At 72.1% G+C, this 18,413-nt stretch carries 19 protein-coding genes; 14 read left to right on the plus strand and 5 right to left on the minus strand.

Features of this window, described 5'->3' with window-relative positions:
• Nucleotides 1–332: 332 nt before the first annotated feature.
• Genes LZ198_RS37895 through LZ198_RS37915 form a run of 5 tightly spaced genes read left to right on the plus strand, consistent with a single transcriptional unit; the run spans nucleotide 333 to nucleotide 4,556 of the window.
• Nucleotides 333–998 (plus strand): hypothetical protein, encoded by a 666-nt coding sequence (locus LZ198_RS37895; RefSeq protein ID WP_253977028.1) that lies wholly within the window; start codon nucleotides 333–335, stop codon nucleotides 996–998.
• A 60-nt stretch (nucleotides 999–1,058) separates the two neighbouring features.
• Nucleotides 1,059–2,012 (plus strand): GNAT family N-acetyltransferase, encoded by a 954-nt coding sequence (locus tag LZ198_RS37900; RefSeq protein WP_253977029.1) that lies wholly within the window; start codon nucleotides 1,059–1,061, stop codon nucleotides 2,010–2,012.
• A gap of 21 nt (nucleotides 2,013–2,033) precedes the next feature.
• Nucleotides 2,034–3,176: a hypothetical protein gene (locus LZ198_RS37905; protein WP_253977030.1), complete on the plus strand. Its 1,143-nt coding sequence runs from the start codon at nucleotides 2,034–2,036 to the stop codon at nucleotides 3,174–3,176.
• A gap of 24 nt (nucleotides 3,177–3,200) precedes the next feature.
• Entirely contained in the window at nucleotides 3,201–3,530 is a 330-nt protein-coding gene (locus LZ198_RS37910) for a YkgJ family cysteine cluster protein (RefSeq protein WP_253977031.1), read from the plus strand.
• 54 nt (nucleotides 3,531–3,584) lie between these two features.
• Nucleotides 3,585–4,556, plus strand: a complete 972-nt coding sequence (locus tag LZ198_RS37915) for a YheT family hydrolase (RefSeq protein WP_253977032.1) — start codon at nucleotides 3,585–3,587, stop codon at nucleotides 4,554–4,556.
• A 22-nt stretch (nucleotides 4,557–4,578) separates the two neighbouring features.
• Here LZ198_RS37915 and LZ198_RS37920 read toward each other — a convergent pair whose 3' ends face one another.
• A complete protein-coding gene (locus tag LZ198_RS37920) occupies nucleotides 4,579–5,184 on the minus strand; it encodes a hypothetical protein (protein WP_253977033.1) in 606 nt (201 codons plus the stop codon).
• Between the two features lie 677 nt (nucleotides 5,185–5,861).
• Between LZ198_RS37920 and LZ198_RS37925 the strand changes: the two genes are divergently transcribed.
• Nucleotides 5,862–7,031 (plus strand): hypothetical protein, encoded by a 1,170-nt coding sequence (locus LZ198_RS37925; protein ID WP_253977034.1) that lies wholly within the window; start codon nucleotides 5,862–5,864, stop codon nucleotides 7,029–7,031.
• Nucleotides 7,028–7,639, plus strand: coding sequence for a hypothetical protein (locus tag LZ198_RS37930; protein ID WP_253977035.1), 612 nt, complete (start codon nucleotides 7,028–7,030; stop codon nucleotides 7,637–7,639). Before LZ198_RS37925 ends, LZ198_RS37930 begins: the two co-directional genes overlap by 4 nt.
• 22 nt (nucleotides 7,640–7,661) lie before the next feature.
• On the opposite strand, the gene LZ198_RS37935 is transcribed toward LZ198_RS37930, so the two are convergent.
• A complete protein-coding gene (locus LZ198_RS37935) occupies nucleotides 7,662–8,075 on the minus strand; it encodes a DNA-binding response regulator (RefSeq protein WP_253977036.1) in 414 nt (137 codons plus the stop codon).
• 12 nt (nucleotides 8,076–8,087) lie between these two features.
• On the minus strand, nucleotides 8,088–8,534 hold the full coding sequence (locus tag LZ198_RS37940; RefSeq protein WP_253977037.1) for a DMT family transporter: 447 nt from the start codon (nucleotides 8,532–8,534) through the stop codon (nucleotides 8,088–8,090).
• Between the two features lie 127 nt (nucleotides 8,535–8,661).
• Between LZ198_RS37940 and LZ198_RS37945 the strand changes: the two genes are divergently transcribed.
• Nucleotides 8,662–10,041, plus strand: coding sequence for a DEAD/DEAH box helicase family protein (locus LZ198_RS37945; protein WP_253977038.1), 1,380 nt, complete (start codon nucleotides 8,662–8,664; stop codon nucleotides 10,039–10,041).
• Nucleotide 10,042: 1 nt separating this feature from the next.
• Nucleotides 10,043–11,245 (plus strand): DUF790 family protein, encoded by a 1,203-nt coding sequence (locus LZ198_RS37950; protein ID WP_253977039.1) that lies wholly within the window; start codon nucleotides 10,043–10,045, stop codon nucleotides 11,243–11,245.
• A gap of 11 nt (nucleotides 11,246–11,256) precedes the next feature.
• On the opposite strand, the gene LZ198_RS37955 is transcribed toward LZ198_RS37950, so the two are convergent.
• Nucleotides 11,257–11,625, minus strand: a complete 369-nt coding sequence (locus tag LZ198_RS37955; protein ID WP_253977040.1) for a helix-turn-helix transcriptional regulator — start codon at nucleotides 11,623–11,625, stop codon at nucleotides 11,257–11,259.
• A gap of 120 nt (nucleotides 11,626–11,745) precedes the next feature.
• Between LZ198_RS37955 and LZ198_RS37960 the strand changes: the two genes are divergently transcribed.
• Nucleotides 11,746–12,117, plus strand: a complete 372-nt coding sequence (locus LZ198_RS37960; RefSeq protein ID WP_253977041.1) for a response regulator — start codon at nucleotides 11,746–11,748, stop codon at nucleotides 12,115–12,117.
• 87 nt (nucleotides 12,118–12,204) lie between these two features.
• Entirely contained in the window at nucleotides 12,205–13,038 is an 834-nt protein-coding gene (locus tag LZ198_RS37965; RefSeq protein ID WP_253977042.1) for a metallophosphoesterase family protein, read from the plus strand.
• 117 nt (nucleotides 13,039–13,155) lie between these two features.
• Here LZ198_RS37965 and LZ198_RS37970 read toward each other — a convergent pair whose 3' ends face one another.
• Complete coding sequence (locus LZ198_RS37970; protein ID WP_253977043.1) at nucleotides 13,156–15,387, minus strand: M4 family metallopeptidase; 2,232 nt, start codon at nucleotides 15,385–15,387, stop codon at nucleotides 13,156–13,158.
• 396 nt (nucleotides 15,388–15,783) lie between these two features.
• Between LZ198_RS37970 and LZ198_RS37975 the strand changes: the two genes are divergently transcribed.
• From LZ198_RS37975 to LZ198_RS37985, 3 genes are all read left to right on the plus strand, one after another.
• On the plus strand, nucleotides 15,784–16,761 hold the full coding sequence (locus LZ198_RS37975; protein WP_253977044.1) for an NADPH:quinone oxidoreductase family protein: 978 nt from the start codon (nucleotides 15,784–15,786) through the stop codon (nucleotides 16,759–16,761).
• 102 nt (nucleotides 16,762–16,863) lie between these two features.
• Nucleotides 16,864–17,163 (plus strand): hypothetical protein, encoded by a 300-nt coding sequence (locus tag LZ198_RS37980; RefSeq protein WP_253977045.1) that lies wholly within the window; start codon nucleotides 16,864–16,866, stop codon nucleotides 17,161–17,163.
• 67 nt (nucleotides 17,164–17,230) lie between these two features.
• The gene (locus LZ198_RS37985) at nucleotides 17,231–18,412 is read left to right on the plus strand and encodes a winged helix-turn-helix domain-containing protein (RefSeq protein WP_253977046.1); all 1,182 of its coding nucleotides are present in this window, start codon (nucleotides 17,231–17,233) and stop codon (nucleotides 18,410–18,412) included.
• Nucleotide 18,413 lies beyond the last annotated feature (1 nt).

Here is an 18,413-nt window from a genome sequence, read left to right on the forward strand (position 1 = left end):
GGCGGCGGCGGCGGCGCGCTCGGCGGCGGCGGCGGCGCGCTCCTCGGCGGACGGCTGCGCGGCGGCGGGCGGAGTCGCGTCCTGGGTGGGCGGGGTGGTCGCAGGCGTCTGGGCCTGCAGGCTGGTTGCAATCAAGAGCGCGGCGGAAAGCATCGAATCTCCAAGGCTGCGGCGTCGGCGGACAGGATCCCGTGTCAATCGAGGGCCTTGGGCCCCCCCGGGGCCGGCGCGGACTCCTTCCTCCTCCAAACACGCCGCGTGCGGCAATGGTTGATTGGTGGACTGTGGTTAATTCCCGGGCGGGGCAAGGAGCACCCAGGAGGCCCGCACCCGTGAATCCCCGTTCCTTCGTGTTGTCGTGCGCCTTGCTGCTACCCCAGGTGGCCCTGGCCCAGCGGGTGGAGGTCCCCGTGGACGTGGGGGTGGGCCCCGCCGCCTTCCTCTTCTTCGGGCCCATCTTCGAGGACCAGCCCGTCCACACCGGGCTGAAGCTCTCCGTCGAGGCGGTGCTGGACAAGGACTGGCTGCGCAAGAACCAGCGCGCCATCCCCACGCGCTACCGGAAGTACGCGCGCTCCCTGAACGAGGTGCGAATCTCCCCGTCCCTGCTCATCCCCGACGCGCTCATCGTCTCGCCCAAGCTGCGCGACACCGGCATGTACGGCGCCACCTGGAAGCCGCTGGCGTTGACGTTGCCCCTGTCCTCGGGACCTGCGCGGCTCGCCGTGGGCACGGGGCTGTTGTTGACGTACGCGTACATGCACTCGAGCACCCTGCCCTCCACGCACTTCCTCCGGCCGGGCGCGGAGCTGGGCGTGGAGCTGGAGCTGGCGCTCTCCCAATCGTTCCTGGTGAGCCTGGGCTGGGAGTCCGCGCTGTACATCCCCCAGGAGCTGGGTGGCCTGGGCCTGCCCGACCGCCTGCGCGACGGCATCTTCCACGTGGGACAGGCCTACCTGCAGCTCCACGTCCGCTTCCCCTACACGACGCGGCTGTGAGCCGGTCGACGCGCCGCACGGTTGTCGGCCGCGCGGAAGCGGTGGGATACCTGCACCCGCATGGAACTGGTTCTCGCCACCGACACGCAGAAGGCCGAGCGCGACCGCGTCACGCACGCCGCCTGGGGCTCCCCCCTCACCGTGGAGCAGTTCCAGCAACGCGAGGCGCGGCTGCGCGCCCACCCCTGGTGCCGCGAGGGCATGCGCACCTGGCTGTTGATGGACGGCGGCCAGGTGCTGGCCTCGTGCGAGACGCTGCGCATGGACAGCTACCTGCGCGGCCCGGACGGCGCGCACGTGAAGGGCACCAGCGAGGGCATCGCCAGCGTCTTCACGGAGGAGGCGCTGCGAGGCCACGGCCACGCCACGCGGCTGATGGACCTGTTGGCGGAGCGGGTGGCGGGGGAGACCCCTCCACACCACGCCCTCCTCCTCTTCTCCGACGTGGGCGCGCCGCTCTACCGCCGCTCCGGCTACCAGGAGGCGCCCGCGTGGGACTGGCACCTCCCGGCCGCGGGTGGCCTCTCCACGCACGCGGTGGACGCGCTCCTGTGTGATGGCGACGTGCCCCTCCTGCTCGGGCAGATGCGGCGGCCGGACGTGCCCTTCTATCTCTGGCCGAGCGCCGCGCAGGTGGACTGGCACCTGGAGCGGGAGCGCGCCTACGCGCAACTGCTACACCGCCCCCGCCCGGAGGCCTGCGGCGCGACGGTGGGCCGCTCGACCGCGCTGTGGGCGATGATGGCGCGCTACGACCAGTTGGTGGTGCTGATGATGGACGCCGAGTCGCTCGACGACGCGGTGGCCCTGCTGGAGGCGGCGCGTGGCGTCGCCCACCGGGCGGGACTGTCGAACGTGGTCCTCTGGGAGGAGCCCGGCACCCTGCCGTGGGTGGCGCGCGTGGCGGACGCGACGCGGGTGGCGCGCGACGGAGCGCTGCCCATGCTGCGGCCCTTGCGCCCGGGGCTGCCGCCGGCCGCTCGGGTTGACTTCCCGCGCGCACTCTGGGTTTGAGGGGACGAGCGAGGACGGGACATGGCCAAACGCACGCGCATCATCGAGGGCACCTGGAACTGCACGTCGTGCGACGCCCGGGGCATCCTCGCCCGCCACAAGCGCTGCCCCACCTGCAACAACCCTCGGGAGCTGACGGGCCAGGAGTCGGAGTTCGACTTCGGCGACGTCGACGCGGAGAGCGGCAAGTCGCTGCGCGAGGGCGTGACGGACGAGAAGGTGCTGGAGATCGCCGCCGCGGGCGAGGACTGGTTCTGCGCGTACTGCGGCGCGGCCACCCGGGGCGACTCGCCGCGCTGCAAGCACTGCGGCGCGGAGCGCACGCCGGACGCGAAGAAGGCCACGCCCCAGGACCTGGCGCGGGACGAGGCCCGGCTGCCCCCGGAGGTGCCTCCGAAGCCGCCCGCGAAGAAGAAGCGGTGGATGACGGGCGTGGTGGTCGCCGTCTTCCTCGGCATCATCGCGTTCGCCGTCTGGGCCAACTCCACGCGCGAGCTCCAGGGCGAGGTGACCGGCACCCAGTGGGAGCGCGCGGTGGTGCAGGAGCGCTTCTCGCTCGTGGCGAAGACGGGCTGGGAGGACCAGTTGCGCCGCGTCAGCGCGCGCATGCCCGTCAACGGCACGGGCGAGGTCGCGGGCGTGGCGAACGTCCGCGACTGCGTGAGTCGGCAGCGCGGCACGCGCAGGGTGGCGGACGGCACCGAGCGGGTGTGCCGCACGAAGTCCCGCCGGGTAGCCTGCGGCACCGAGGAGAAGTGCCGGCGCCGGGACAAGGGCAACGGCTTCGCGGAGGAGGTCTGCGAGGACGTCACGAAGTACTGCAACGAGAGCTACGAGGACTGCCAGAACGAGACGCGCTACCGCAACGAGCCCGTCTACGCGCAGCAGTGCACGTACGACACCTACGAGTGGAAGCCGCTGGACCGGCGCGAGGAGAAGGGCCACGACGACGCGCCCCGCTGGCCCACGCTGGCCGTGGGCGCGCAGGACCGGCAGCGGCGCGAGGAGAAGTACGCCGTCCACATCCGCTACCAGGCCAAGGGCGCCCAGGAGCACGTCCACCAGCCGACGAACGAGCGCGACTTCCTGACGTGGAGGAAAGGTCAGGGCGTCGTGCTCACCGTGACGAACCTGGGGAAGGTGGAGAAGGTCGTCCCGCGCTGAAGGGCGCGGGCGAGGTATCGAGCCATGGAATGCACCCGCTGTGGCGCCTGCTGCGTGGCGCCGGACATCGCCGCGCTGGACAAGCCGCTGGGCCTGCGCTGCCCGCACCTGGGCGAGGACAACCTCTGCACCATGTACGAGCGGCGCCCCGCCATCTGCCGTGACTACCAGCCGGACGAGGTGTGCCGGCTCATCGAGGCGCCCACGCTGGAGGAGCGCGTCCACAAGTACCTGGCGCTCTTCGACCTCACCCAGGAGGCGCGCGCGGTGAAGGAGCGGGCGTGCCCCTCCATGAAGCTGGCCCGGAAGCTCTCCGCCCCGCCCTCATCGACCGCTGGCGGACGTCGCCCGTAGCGCCACGCGCGGGGCCCTTGTCCAGCGTCCCGGCGGGGCGATATCCCCGGGGGCGTGCCCTATCAGCCCTCCGAGCCCTTCCTGCCCGCGCCGGGCATCGCGAACGAACACGCGCAGACCATCTACGCGAACTTCGCGCGGCCCCGTCACGCCCCGCCGCTGAGGCGCGAGCGCCGCGAGCTGCCCGACGGGGACTTCATCGACCTGGACACCTTCGACGGGCCCTCGGGCGCGCCGCACGTCGTGGCCCTGCACGGCCTGGAGAGCTCGTCGCGCGCCGGCTACATCACCGCCGTCCTCCGGGGCGCGGCCCGGCGCGGTTGGGGAGCCACCGCGGTCAACTTCCGCTCGTGCAGCGGCGAGCCCAACCGGCTGGCGCGCTCGTACCACTCGGGGGACATCGGCGACACGCTCGGCGTGTTGCGGGAGTTGAAGGGCCGCGTCACCGGTCCCCTCTTCGCGGTGGGCTTCTCGCTGGGCGCCAACGTGCTGTGCCGGCTGCTGGAGGACCAGGGTGACGCCGCGCCGGTGGCCGCGGCCGCGTCCGTCAGCGCGCCATACGACCTGGACGCGTGCTGCCGCAGGCTGGATGGCCCGGGCCCCTTCCACCTCATCTACCGCGAGCGCTTCCTGCGCACGCTGAAGCAGAAGGCGCGCGACAAGCTGAAGCGCTTCCCGGACGCGTTCGACCGGCGCGCCATGGAGGCCGCGCGCACCGTGCGCGCGTTCGACCACGCCGTCACCGCGCCGCTCAACGGCTTCCGCAGCGCCGAGCACTACTACGCCGAGTCGTCCTCCGGCCCCCACCTGGGCGCCATCCGCCGCCCCACCCTGCTGCTCAGCGCGGCCGACGACCCCATGCTGGAGGCCCCCGTCATCCCGCCCGGCGCGCGGGACAATCCCCGCCTGAGCGTGGTGCTCACGTCCCACGGCGGCCACGTGGGCTTCGTCGGCGGCGAGGCCTGGCGCCCCCGCTTCTGGGCGGAGGACGAGGTGCTGTCCTTCTTCGACAGCACCCGCGCGTAGGCGCGGCGCCCAACTCAGCGCGCTAGCCGAACGACAGCAGGAAGCCGAGCTTCGCCGTGGGGCGGATGAGGCGCATCGTCCACGGCTTCTCCTCGGCGGGAGAGATTGCCCGGCGGAACGGCTCCTCCAGCCCCTCCAGGCCCGGGGCATTCAGCTCCATGAAGCTCAGCCCGCCGCGCACGAAGAAGGTGATGCGCGAGGGCATGCGCACCTCCAGCCCCAGCAACGCGCTCACGTACGTGTAGCCCACGCGCTCGAGCGACGGCACGGGAGGCTGGGACAGGTCCGACAGCCTGCGCTCCAACCGTCGCTCGTCCGCGGGCTGCGCGTGCCCGAAGTCGAGGCTGATGGCCGGCGTCAGCCAGCCCCGCATCGGCAACAGCGTCAGCCCCGCCCGCCCCCCCGCGCGGATGCCATTGTGGGTCGCGCCCAGGTGCAGCCGGACCAGCCGCGTCGGACGGAACGCGACGGACAACCCCGCCCCCTCGGGGATGCCCGCGTCCAGCATCAGCCCGAACGGCGCGATGCGCTCTGGATCCTGGGTGGCCTCCCGCCGCGACTCCAACCGCGGCACCGCCAGCGCGACGGGAGCGGACAGCAGCACGACCATCACCACGAGCGTGGACATCCTGCCCATCGACGGATTCCCCCGACCCCAGCCCGCCGCCATGCGTCGCGGCTCCTGACGTTTCCACCGACGCTCTCGGTGGCCCTTCGCCTCACCTCATGCCCCATACGATGGTGACGCCCCCCGCGACCGCCAACACCCCCACAGGTGAACGAGGCTCCGGCGCCACCCTTCCACCGGAGCCCGTCTCGCCCGCCCCACCCTCCCCCTCCTCCACGGCACACGCCCGCGTCCCCGACCCCTGGACACGACCTCGCGCGCCCTCCCCCTCCCCGCCCGACCTTCCCACCCACGACCCCCGCCCCCGTCCCCCCACTCCGGACATGGCCTCGCGTGCCGTCCCCCTCCCCGCCCCAGCCACCTCGTCCCAGGCGAGACCTGCCTCCCCACTCCAGGCACCGTCCCACCCTCGCCCCCGCCCCTCGACGCGCTCCGTCTCCCGCCCGCCCCCGTCGCCTCGCGGCCCGCGTCGTCCCCGCCGGGGACAGGCGATAGCATTTGGCGTGCCGAGCCCCGCGCGGTGTCGAAAACCCAGTGTCACCATGGGCTTGCGGGGTCTCCCGCGTGCCGCGGGGCCAACACCCGACCCGGTCGTCCGGAAAAATCTCCGGGCTTGTCGTACAGCCGACCTAACGTGCGGCTCCCGTCGATCGTGTCGTCGACGTGGAGGAGTCCCCATGCGTCGGTCCGCGCTCAACGCCACCCTGGTCGCCCTGTCCGCGTGCTCCAGCGCCACCGAGGGCCCGGTGCCAGCCGTCGAGCGCGTCATCAATCCCCGGACCCCCGAGGCGCAGGTGACCCGGCTGTGCAACGCCCAGGGCGCGTCCGCCAACGGCGTCGTCCGGGGATGGCGCCTCACGCTGAAGGGGAAGCGCTTCTCGCCCATGCCCGGCGGTGTGCTCACCGGCGAGCCGTTCGCGCAGCTTCCCCAGGTCACCTTGCGCGGCCCCTCCACGTACACGCTGCCGCGAGAGCGCGTCGTCTTCGTCGATGCGGAGACGCTGGAGGTCGACGTGCCCACGTCGGACACCGAGCCGGCCGTGGAGCTGGCCCCGGGCAGCTACGCGGTGGAGGTGACCAACCCCCTCGGAGGAACCAGCGCGCTGGAGGACGCGGTGCTCGTGGGGCCACCCGCCACGCTGACGCGGGTGGTGCCACCACCAGGGGGCTTCCGCTACGGAGAGGCCGCCACGCTCGTCGTGGAAGGCGCGGGCTTCCAACCCGGCACCCCACCGTCCCTCTTCCTGACGGTGCCGGTGGGCCCCGGGGAGACGCCCGACGACGAACGGCTCACCCCCGTCGCCGCGGAGTCCCCCACCGTCATCGAGGCCCAGACGCGCCCCTTCATCCTCGAGGCACGCTATGACCTCGTCCTCGGCCTGCCCGAGGGATGCCAGACCCGCCTCGCGGGAGCGGTGGACGTCACGTACCCGCACCTGGGCGCATTGACGATGTCCCCACGCTCGGGCGACGCGGAGGCCGACGTCACCGTCCACATCCAGACCGTCCCCACGGGGAGCGAGCACGGCTTCACCGGAGTGCCCGGTGTCTTCGTCTGGGCCCCCCTGAAGCTGGCGCCCACGAACCACGTGCGAATCCCGCTGCGCGACGTGGTCCGGGAGTCCCCCACCGACCTGCGCGCCGTGCTGCCCACCTGCTCGGGCGCGCGCGCGCCCGTCGACGACCCGGGGTGCCCCCATGGCCTGGCCCCGGGTGGCCCGTACATCGTGGAGGTCATCGACCCGAGCAACGGGGCCTTCGGAGAGCTGCGCGACGCGCGGGGCTTCACCGTGACGCAGCGAGGAGCGCTCGACGCCGCCCCCGAGGCGGAGGCGCCCGCGCCGTGAGTGGCCTGCTCGTCGTCGTGCTCACCACGCTCGCCTCGGCGCGCCCCGCCCCCAAGGCGCAGGAGCCCGTCCCGGGGCACGTGCTGCTCGCGCCCAAGGTGGGGTTCTTCAAGTCCACGGCGGCGCTGAGCGGAGACCTCTACCTCGCCATGGAGCTGGGCTACGTCACCCCGCTGCTGAAGCGCAGGCTCGCGGTGACGTTGGAGGTGGGCTACCACCGGCCGCAGAAGAAGGGGACGCTCGGGGACCCGCAACTGCGCGGCGACGCGGCGGACGCCGAGTACACCGTCGCGGTCCGCGAGGCGGCCTTCCTCCTCTCCGCCGTCTACCGCTTCGAGCGCGCGGTGGGCACGCTGACGCCCTACGTGGGGGGCGGCCCGGGGCTCTACCTGCACCGGGCCACGTCGGACGTCCTCGGCGCCACCGCGTCGGAGAGCGGGGGCGGCTTCGGCTTCCAGGCGCTGGTGGGCGTGGAGCTGCCGGTGGGCACGGGCGGCGCCTTCCTGGAGGCCCACTACCACTTCGCGCCGCTGGACCTGGTCACCACCGGGGACGTGAACGTCGGCGGCTTCCTCGCGGGGGCGCTGGGGTACCGGCTGCGGCTGTGACGCCCGCCGGCCGGAAGCGCGCTCAGGCCTTCGCCACGGGGGTGCGGAACACCTTCAGCCAGTCCTGGGCCACCAGGTCGCGCACCGCCACCTTCAGCGTGTCCAGCAGCTGGTGCAGCGCCTCCGCGCTGTCGCCCGGGGCCTCGTGGACGTGCTCCTTCTGGCCGTCGAACACGCGCAGCTTGCCTGGCACCAGCGCGATGACGGGCTGCGTGGGGTGGCGCTTGCGCAGGAGCCCCAGGAACAGGGGGTGGTCCTCGTCCGGCCGCCGCAGGTCCACCACCACCACCGCGGGCGCGGCGGCGGCGATGGAGGCCAGGGCGTCATCCGTGTCGCCCGTGGCGGAGATGGTGAGCCCGGGTTCGTCGGACTCGAGGATGCGCCGCAGGAGCTCGCGGGACGCGGTGTGGGGGCTGGTGACGAGGACGCGGCGCATCAGGAAGCGAATCTAACCCTTCCAGACGGCGATCGCCGCGCCCGTGAAGGCGACCGCCGAGCCCACCACCCGGGCCACGGTGGCCGGCCGGCCCTCCACCATGGCGTCCCAGACCAGGCTGGTGACGAGCTGCGCGGCCATGAGCAGCAGGACGGACTGGACGGCGCCCATCCGGCCGATGGCCCAGGGCATCCCCAGGACGATGACGACGCCACACAGCCCGGGCAGCAGGTGCCACATGGTGAAGCCGGGGAAGCGCCCCTCGGCGCCCGCGTCGGGCCACAGGGCGGGCACCGAGCGCACCAACGCGTAGACGCCGAAGGTGGCCACCGTGGCGACCACCATGTTCAACAGCACCGCGCCCAGCAGACCCCACTGGCCGGCGAAGCGACGATTGAGACCACCCTGGGCGACGACCGCCAGCCCACACAGCAGGGGAACGAGCGAGACAAAACGCATGGGCGCGGGCCAGTACCCCGAACGCGGGGGCCCCTGCAAGAAGCCAGGCGCGGCCCCGGCCAGCCGCGCGGATCCACGCATCGGGCTGGCGCATCGCGGTATGACCGGCTACGTCCCCGCTTCGCCCATGGACGCCCCCCTCGAGCTCCACTTCGACTGCGGCACGCTGGTGGCGCCCTCGCTGCCGGAGGACGCGCGGCTGCTCGGGCTCTTCCAGAAGGACGGGCGCACGGGCGTGTACCGCGCCCCCGCCTGGCACTACCGGGAGGTGGTGCTGCGGCTGCGCGAGCTGGGCGTCGCGTACGAGGACCGCGCGAAGCGCTTCGAGCCGCTGGAGGTCTCGCTCGCCACGCCCATCACCCCGTTCCCCCACCAGCGGCAGGCGCTGGACGCGTGGACGAAGGCCGGGGGCCGGGGGCTGGTGGAGCTGCCCACGGGCGCGGGCAAGACGCTGCTGGCGGTGCTCGCCATCGCGCACGTCAAGCGCCCCACCCTCGTCGTGGTGCCCACGCTGGACCTGATGGCGCAGTGGCAGGGCGTGCTGTCGCGCCACCTGGCGCAGCCGGTGGGGATGCTCGGCGGGGGCGTCAACGACCGGCAGCCGTTGACGGTGACGACGTACGACTCGGCCGCGTTGCAGACGGAGTTCCACGGCAACCGCTTCGGCCTGCTGGTGTGCGACGAGTGCCACCACCTGCCCGCGCCCAGCTACCGCTTCATCGCGGAGGGTTCGCTGGCGCCGTACCGGCTGGGCCTCACCGCGACGCTGGAGCGCACCGACGGCGGCGAGCGCGTGTGCGAGCGGCTCATCGGCCCGCGCGTGCACCGCACGGACATCCGCGAACTGCAGGGCGAATACCTGGCGCCCTACGAGGTGAAGCGGGTGGAGGTGCCCCTGACGGAGGACGAGAAGGCGCGCTACGACACGGCGCGGGCGCTGTACCTGAACTTCGTGCGCAAGCTGGGCGTGCGCCTGTCCGCGCCGGACGGGTGGGCGCGCTTCCTGGCGCAGAGCCAGCGCAGCGACGAGGGCCGCGCGGCGTACCGGGCCTACCGCGAGCAGCGCCGCATCGCGCTCACCTCCAGCGCCAAGCAGCAGGTGCTGTGGCGCATCCTGATGGAGCACCGCGAGGACCGGGTGCTCGTCTTCACCGACGACAACGAGACGGTCTACACGCTGGCGCGCCGCCTCTTCCTGCCCGCCCTCACGCACCACACGCCGGTGCCGGAGCGCAAGGCGCTGCTGGCCGCGTTCGCCTCCGGCGAGCTGCCGGTGCTGCTCACCTCGCGCGTGCTGAACGAGGGCGTGGACGTGCCGGACGCGCGGGTGGGCGTGGTGCTCAGCGGCAGCGGGAGCGTGCGCGAGCACGTGCAGCGGCTGGGACGCATCCTCCGCAAGCGCCCCGGGAAGCGGGCCCTCCTGTACGAGGTGTGCTCGGCGCAGACGGCGGAGAGCGGCATCAGCGAGCGGCGGCGGCAGCACGACGCCTATCAGGAGGAGGGCTGAGATGCTGACGCGCGAGCTGCTCGCCTTCCGCGTGCGAGAGGGCGTGCTGCGCCCGGCCTTCGTGAAGCGCGACGACGCGGCGCTGCTGACGCTCGCGGCGGACCTGCTCGCGACGGTGGAGGCCTCCAAGGGCGTGGCGTGCGACGACGTGGAGGAGACGCTGGGGCTTTCGGCCGGGGCCTTCTCCAAGCCCAAGGTCGCCCGGGGCTTCGTGAAGCTGCTCGTCGACCGGCTCGTCTTCGAGGAGGCCGCGGAGGGCATCTCCGGGCAGCGCTGGGAGCGCTTCCGGGACGCGGCCCGCGTGCTGCGCGCGCTGCCCGCCGACGCCACGGTGGAGGTGTACGAGGCACGCTTGGGCGAAGCGCTGGCCGCGCCGCTGCCGGACGCGCGCGCCGCGCTGTATGCGGACCTCCCCGGGCACCGGAAGCTGGTGGGCTGGGACGGCGACGCGCTGGCGCCCCAGGCGCTGGTGGACCGCTACAACCTGGCGCTCGCGCAGGGGCCGCTGTTGTCCGCGCGCAGGCTCACGCTGCGGGCGCGCGCGCCGGAGCTGCTGCGCGTGCGCAAGGCGCTGCGGTGGCTGAAGTTCTGTCGGCTGGTGGCGGAGGTGCGCCGCGACGGGGAGGACTGGGAGCTGGAGGTGGAGGGGCCCGGCGCCATGCTGGCGATGCAGAAGAAGTACGGCCTGCAACTGGCCACGTTCCTGTCCGTGGTGCCGGTGCTGGAGCGCTGGGAGCTGAAGGCCACGGTGGAGCCGGCGCGCAAGCCGGTGACGCTGGTGCTCGGAGACAAGGACCCGCTCGTCTCGCCGCTGCCCGCCGCGCTGGGGCACGTGCCCGACGAGGTCGCGGCGCTGGCCACCGGCTTCGAGGACGACGCGTGGGAGCTGGACCTCACGCCGCTGCCGCGCCACGTGGGCGCCGCCGGGCTGTGCGTGCCGGACCTGCTCTTCCGCCACCGGAAGTCGAAGCGGGAGGTGGCGCTGGAGCTGTTCCACCCGTGGCACGCGGGGCCGCTGACGCGCCGGCTGGCGGAGCTGCGCACGCGCCCGGACGCGGGGCTGCTGTTGGGCGTGGACCGCGCGCTGGCGAAGGAGTCCGCGGAGCGCGAGACGCTGGAGACGCACCCGCAGGTCATGCTCTTCCACGGCTTCCCGTCCGCGCGGAAGCTGCGCGAGCGGCTGACGAAGCTCGCGCCGGGCTGACGGCGGGGAGGTCAGCCGCCCTTGGGCCGGAACTGGGCGGCGAGGACGCTGAGCAGGCGGATGGCGCTGCGGTCGAGCTGCTTGGCGCGGCGCAGGAGGCGGCGCAGCTCCGCGGACTCGCCGTAGTCGCTGGGCGGCTCCGCGGCCCACTTCACCTCCTGCGACGGCTTGAGGCCGAGCGCCTCGTCCGCGGAGATGGAGAGCACCACGCACAACCGCCGGAAGGTCTGGATGCTCGGCAGCATGTGCCCGCGCTCCAGTCGCCCGTAGACCTCGCTCGCGATACCGATGCGCTCGGCGACGTCGGCCTGCGTCAGGTTCAGGCGGGTCCGGGCGATGCGCGCAGCGCCTCCGAGGCGGGATGCGAGGGTCTTTTCCATGTTCGTTAACCTAACGGGTTCATCTATGTCGATATGACTTGAGAGGTTGGCATCCAAGAACTTCCCAGGTAGTCTTGAGGGAGCAAGACTCCATGCGTTACCCCGGGTGACGCTCTCGCAGTGACGACCGCGAAGCCCATGCTCACCTTCCTGTTCGTGGATGAAGACCCGCTCGCGCTCGCCGCGCTGCGGCGCCTCGCGAGGGACCTGCCGGGTTGCAAGCGATTCGCGCGAGGCATGTGCGAGGCCCTCGTGCTGGTGCGCGACGAGCCGCCGCGGGTGCTGGTGAGTGGAGCCCTGCTGCCGGACGGCGACGGGCTGGGCTTGCTGGAGCAGGTGGGCGCGCGCCATCCGCGCACCGCCTGCGCGCTGAACGCGGTGCTCCCGCCCCAGCGCCCCTGCTCGCGCCCCATCACCTGGCTGGACCGCGCCGCGCCGCCCGCGGAGGTCCACGCGCTGCTGCGCAGGTTGGGCACGGGCCCCCTCGCGTGAGGTGACGGCGGAGGACGTGGCACGTCGGGTCGGACCTCCGCCCCCGGCGGCGCGGAGAGGTCCGCGTTAAGGTGCCCCGTCCACGCCATGAAGCTCTACGCCATCAGCGACCTGCACCTGCGCCACGCCGACAACCGGCGCGCGCTCGAGCACCTGCCCGCCTACCCCGACGACTGGCTCATCGTCGCGGGGGACGTGGGCGAGACGGTGGCGGACCTGGAGTTCCTGCTCACGCGGTTGAAGGCGCGCTTCCAGCAGGTCCTCTGGGTGCCGGGCAACCACGAGCTGTGGACGCTGCCCACGGAGCAGCCGTCGCTGAAGGGCGAGGCCCGCTACCAGCGGCTGGTGGAGGTGTGCCGAGCGCACGGCGCGCTCACCCCGGAGGACCCGTATCCGCGCTGGCCGGGCCCGGGGCCCCACCGCGTCATCGTCCCCATGTTCCTGGGCTACGACTATTCGTTCCGCCCGGACCACGTGCCGGAGCACCAGGCGCTGGCGTGGGCGGCGGAGCACGACCTGCTCTGCACGGACGAGGTGCTGCTGCATCCGGAGCCCCACCCCACGCGCGCCGCGTGGTGCGCCGCGCGCGTCCAGGCCACGCGGGCCCGGTTGGAGACGCTCCCCGCGGACTGCGCCACCATCCTCGTCAACCACTACCCGCTGCGACACGAGCACGCGTGGCTGCCGCGCATCCCCCGCTTCTCCATCTGGTGTGGCACGAAGCAGACCGAGGACTGGCACCTGCGCTACCGCGCCGAGGTCGTCGTCACCGGCCACCTCCACATCCCGCTCACCCACTGGCGGGACGGCGTGCGCTTCGAGGAGGTGTCGCTCGGCTACCCGCAGCAGTGGCGGCACCGGGGCTCGCTGGAGGACTGCCTGCGCGAAATCCTGCCGGGCCCCGCGCCGCGCGTCCCTTGAGCGGGACGGGGGGCCCCTGGAACGGCGAAGCCCCGGGCGGTCCGTGAGGAAACGGACGAGCCCGGGGCCTGCCCGGCGCGACCCGCGAGGGCCGCGCCGTCACTTCACCTCAGTCGACTACTTGTGCGACGCGATGAACGCGATGCCCTGGTAGCCGCCCTTGGCGCCGTAGACCTCGATGTAGTACTTGCCGGCCGGCACGTTCAGGAGGTTGCACACCTCGGACTGGTGCTCCTTCACGCTGCGGCAGTCGTAGTCGAACTTCGACGGGGGCGAGCCCAGCTTGACGTAGATGTCCGGGTTGCCCTCGCCCTCGCCCGTCTGGACGTAGAGGCTGTTGATGCCGGTGCCGGGCTTGCGCTCCGGGACGTCGATGGTGAACACCGTGGAGGAGCCGGCCACGCCGGAGAGGTTCTTCACCGCCACGCCGCTCTGCACGGGGATGTAGCCACCCTTCCAGGTCACCTTCAGCGTCACGCCCGTGAAGGCGCTGTAGCCGTTGAGCATCACGAACCACTTGCCGTGGCTCGGCGCGGCGAAGAGGCACGTCTCCTCGTTGCCGGACTTGTACGGACGGCAGTCGTACTGGCTGGTCGTCGGGGCGTTGTTGAAGCGGACGTACATGTCCGCGTCACCCGTGCCACCGGTGATGGTGAAGTTCAGGTCGAACGCACCCTCGGGGACCGTGATGGAGTAGTACTTCTTCTCGCCCTTCGCGCCACCGATGTTGGTGACCGGCAGGTCCTTCTCGATGGGCAGGTCGTCCACGATGATGGGCACGCCCACGCCCACGGCCTTCCAGGCGTTGCTCACCGAGGTGACGGTGGCGGCGTCGTAGCCGAGCTGCGTGGCGGCCAGCTCGGTCGCGTTCTTCGCGGCCTCGAAGTTCGAGGTGGCGATGAGGATGTCCGCGTTGGCCTTGTAGAAGATGCGCGCGGCCTTCTCGATGCCGATGCCCGCGACGACGGTGGTCGTCTTGTTACGCGGGTGCGTGCCGCCCTCGGACAGCAGGTAGAACGCGAGGTTGGAGATACCGGAGCTGTAGTGCACGTCCACGCCGGAGCTGTAGTCCGGGAAGTAGTCCAGCGAGTCGCCGTCCTGCGTGGGGTTCGCCATGTAGCGCAGGGCGTCGTTCGGGATGGACGGCGTCCAGATGTCGTCGCCGACCAGCCACGTGCGGGCGCTGACCACCTTGCCGTCGCCGTACCACTCGCAGACCGCGCCGAAGATGTCCGAGAAGGACTCGTTCAGGCCGCCGGACTCACCGGAGTAGATGAGCTCGGACTCGTAGTCGGTCACGGCGTGGGTCAGCTCGTGCGCCGTCACGTCCAGCGAGTTCGCCAGGTTGCTGGCGTTCACGCCGTCACCGTCGCCGTACACCATCTGGGTACCGTCCCAGAAGGCGTTCACGTAGGCGACGCGGTGGTGCACGGTGCTGATGAGCGCCGCGCCCGCGTTGTCGATGGAGTCACGGCCGAACAGCTCGTTGTAGCAGTCGTACACCGTGCCCAGGTGGTCGTAGTTGGTGTTGACGACCGGGTCGGCGTGCTCCGGCTGGCCCTCGGTGCGCACCAGCGTACCGGGCAGCGTGGAGGTGTTGTTGCCGTTGTACATGCGGCGGTTGAGCGCCGGGTGCACGTTGTGGAGGATCTCGATGACGTCGCCGTTCTTCGAGTTCACCAGCACGTCGTCGTCGACCTTCAGGCCCTCCGGCGTCTCGCCCGTCCGCTTGATCTTGTAGACCAGCAGGAGGTCGCTGCCGTCACGCCAGTAGACGAGCTGCGCGTCCTTGTGCGTGGTCAGACCCTCGTGGTTGCTGCGGTCCGCGAGCACCGAGGCCACCGCGTCCTCGGCCGACACGGTCGGCTTCAGCTCGGTCTTCAGGTCGCTGCGGATGTTGCCGTTCGCCGCGATGATCTGGCCCGCGCGGGTGTGGATGCGGAAGTCACCGCCCTCCACCGCGAAGCCATTGATGGTCGCACCAAAGCGGAAGTGGCTGTCGCCCTGACGATCCGTGTAGGCCTTCTTCAGGAACAGGTCGCCCGCGTTCAGGTTGAAGTGCGGGGCAACCGCGGCCAGCGCCGTGGTCAGCTCCGCCTTGCCCAGGGCGGCGATGCCCGCGGGAGGAACGGTCAGCGAGGGCAGGGCGCTCGCGGGACCGAAGGTGATGAGATCAGGCACCTTGTCGGCATCGACATGGATGACCTGGGTCCCCGCGGAACCCAGGGCCGCCGTCTTGCTGGCGGTCTCCTGCGGCTTCGCCTCGGGGGCAGGGGTGGACTCGTTGCAACCAACCAGGAACGACAACGCTGCTACGCCCAGCACACTGCGCACTCGGTGATTCGCCATGTAATCCTCCTAAGCGGAAAGATTAGGAAGCACAGTGTCACAGGACGGTCGCCCATTTCAAGGTTGCGCGATAATTTTACTAAGTGCCCTATTCTTATTTTCCGAGTCTTGGCCAAAATCGCCATGTTTTTCATCGACTTAGGGCACTCACCACCCCCGTCTCCGGAGATTCGTGTGACGTAGTGGGTAACCCCAGCTTGTGTCGAATTCCTCGAAAAAGTGGTGGCCGAAGACATTCCAGCGGAGTCCGCGCGCGCGAGGAAAGAGGAATTTTCCCAGCATTTTCCTGGCGAGCGCGCTGCGGGCTTTCCCTTGGGAGAAAGCAGCAGGTCGGCGCGCGTCGCGCTTTGCGTGCATGAGGGGCTGCGCGAGGCTTCGCGCCCGGGAGGAAGGGACATGCGCGCACTGCAGCTGCAGCGACTCGACGGGCCCGAGGGGCTCGCGTTGGTGGACATGCCGGAGCCCGAGGCCGCGGACGCGGTGCTCATCGACGTGGTGGCCGCGGGCGTGAGCTTCCCGGACCTGCTGCTGACACGAGGGCAGTACCAGATGAAGCCACCGGTGCCGTTCGTGCCGGGCGTGGAGGTGGCGGGCGTGGTGCGCAGCGCGCCCGCGGGCGCGAGCGTGAAGACGGGCGACCGGGTGATGGCGTTCAGCTTCGGGCTGGGCGGCTTCGCGGAGGTGGTGGCCATCCCCGCGGAGATGGTGTTCCGCATCCCCGCGCGGTGGAGCTTCGAGGCCGCCGCGGGCGTGGTGATGAACTACCACACGGCGCACTTCGCGCTGCACCGTCGCGGGCGGCTGAAGGCCGGAGAGACGGTGGTCGTCCACGGCGCCGCGGGGGGCGTGGGCACGGCCTCCGTGCAGGTGGCGCGGGGCGCCGGGGCCCGAGTGCTCGCGGTGGTGAGCGACGAGCGCAAGGCGCAGGTGGCGAAGCAGGCCGGCGCGCACGAGGTGCTGTTGTCCACCGGGGACTGGCCCGCCCAGGTGAAGGAGAAGACGGGCGGGCTGGGCGCCAACGTGGTGCTGGACCCGGTGGGCGGCGACATCTTCGACAAGAGCCTCAAGGTGCTCGCGCCGGAGGGGCGCCTGCTCGTGGTGGGCTTCGCCGGAGGGCGCATCCCGGAGGTGGCGGTGAACCGGCTGCTGCTGCGCAACGTCGACGTGGTGGGCGTGGCGTGGGGCGGCTTCCTCATCCACGAGCCGTCGCTGACGGCCACCATCGCCAAGGACCTGGAGGCCATGGCCGACCAGGGCGTGCTCGAGCCGGTGGTGGGCGCCGTCTTCCCCCTCGAGCAGGGGACGCAGGCGCTGCGAGAGCTGGAGACCCGCCGCGCCACCGGCAAGGTCGTGCTGCGCATCAAGCCCGGCTGACGCGCGCCTCGCGGACGCCCACCCGCCGTGCGGGCGGGCTCGCCGCCGCGCCCTGTCCCCCGCGGCGCGGCGGTCACACCTTGCATCCGTGAGGAGCACGCCATGGCGGATGACACCCTGGACCGGAAGCATCAGCGGGAGCGCGAGGAGGAGCGGCGCCGCCTGCGTGAACAAGAGGGGAGAGACCTGGAGGTCGAGGCCCGCCGGGGCACGCGCCCCCTGGAGGGCTACGCGGGAGGTCACACGACGTGGGTGAGCGCCCAGGACGACGCCGCCGCCTCGCGCGTCCACGCCCACGACGCCGAGGAGTCCTGGAAGGCCAGCGAACGTCAGGCCCGCCTGGAGCCCGAGCCCGAGGACGCCGAGTCGCCGGAGGCCCGGCCGCCCCCCGAGCGGGATTGAGGCGACGCGCGGAGGCGGGCCCCGAGCGCGCCGCCCCGCGTCCGGGAGCCCCTGTTAACGTCGCGCCGTGGCTTCCACCTCGCTCCCCTCCCCCGTCACGCTCCAGCCCGACGAGGCGCGGCGCTTCCTCGTCGGTCAGCTCGGGCTCGCGGGCCCGCTCCTGCCCCCGGGCGCGCGCGGTGTCCGGGCCCTGCTCAAGTCGCTGCGCTGCATCCAGTTGGATCCGCTGGACGTCATCGGCACCAACGCGGACCTGGTGGCGCTGGCGCGCGTGGACGGCTTGAAGCGCGGCGACGTGTACCGCCACCTGATGCCCGGACACGCCTTCGAGCACTTCGCGAAGGAGCGCTGCCTGCTGCCCGCCAGCGCCTTCCCGTACTACCGGGAGCAGGCCGCCACGCGGACGCCCTGGTGGAGCCTGGAGGAGCGCCTGCGGCGCGTGCCGGAGCCGGTGCTGCGCGCGGTGCTGGACGAGGTGGTGTCCCGGGGGCCCTCCTCGCCCCGGGACTTGAAGGACCATGGCGCGGTGGTGCCCATCGACTGGAGTGGCTGGAAGGGCACCGCGCGCGCCACCGCCATGGCGCTGGAGGTGTTGTGGGCCCGCTGCGAGGTGGTGGTGTGCGGGCGCGTCCAGGGAGGCAAGGTCTACGACGTGCCCCACCGCGCCCTGCCCCGCATGGCCGCCGCCACGACGAAGCACACCTTCGAGCGCTGGGCGCTGCTGGAGCGCGTGGAGGCCGCGGGGCTGCTCAGCCGCGCCAGCGGACCCCACTGGTCGATGCTGGCCCCGGTGCGCACCTCGGGGCTCCCGGACACGCTCGTGCGCGAAGGCATGCTGGAGGAGGTCTCCGTGCCGGGCTCACCTCGGCGCTATCTGGCCCCACGGGGCTTCCGCGAGCGCGCGTTCCCGGAGCCCGACGCGCGCATGCGCATCCTCGGGCCGCTGGACCCGGTGTTGTGGGACCGGGGCCTCGTGCGGGTCGCGTTCGGGTTCGACTACATCTGGGAGGTCTACAAGCCCCCGGCCCAGCGCAAGTGGGGGTGGTACGTGTGTCCGTTGCTCCACCGGGGTCGGCTCGTCGGGCGGCTGGAGGCGCGGGTGCGCGAGGGCGAGCTGCAGGTGGACAACCTCTGGCGCGAGAAGGGCGTGAAGCTGGATGACGCGGCGCTGGACGAGACGCTCGCCCGCCACGCGGCGGCCTGTGGCGCCCTCCGGGTCCGTCGCCCCCGGGCGCGCGTGGCCTCGTGAC

It is taken from the genome of Myxococcus dinghuensis, from assembly GCF_024198235.1.
In the GTDB taxonomy this organism is placed as follows: domain Bacteria; phylum Myxococcota; class Myxococcia; order Myxococcales; family Myxococcaceae; genus Myxococcus; species Myxococcus dinghuensis.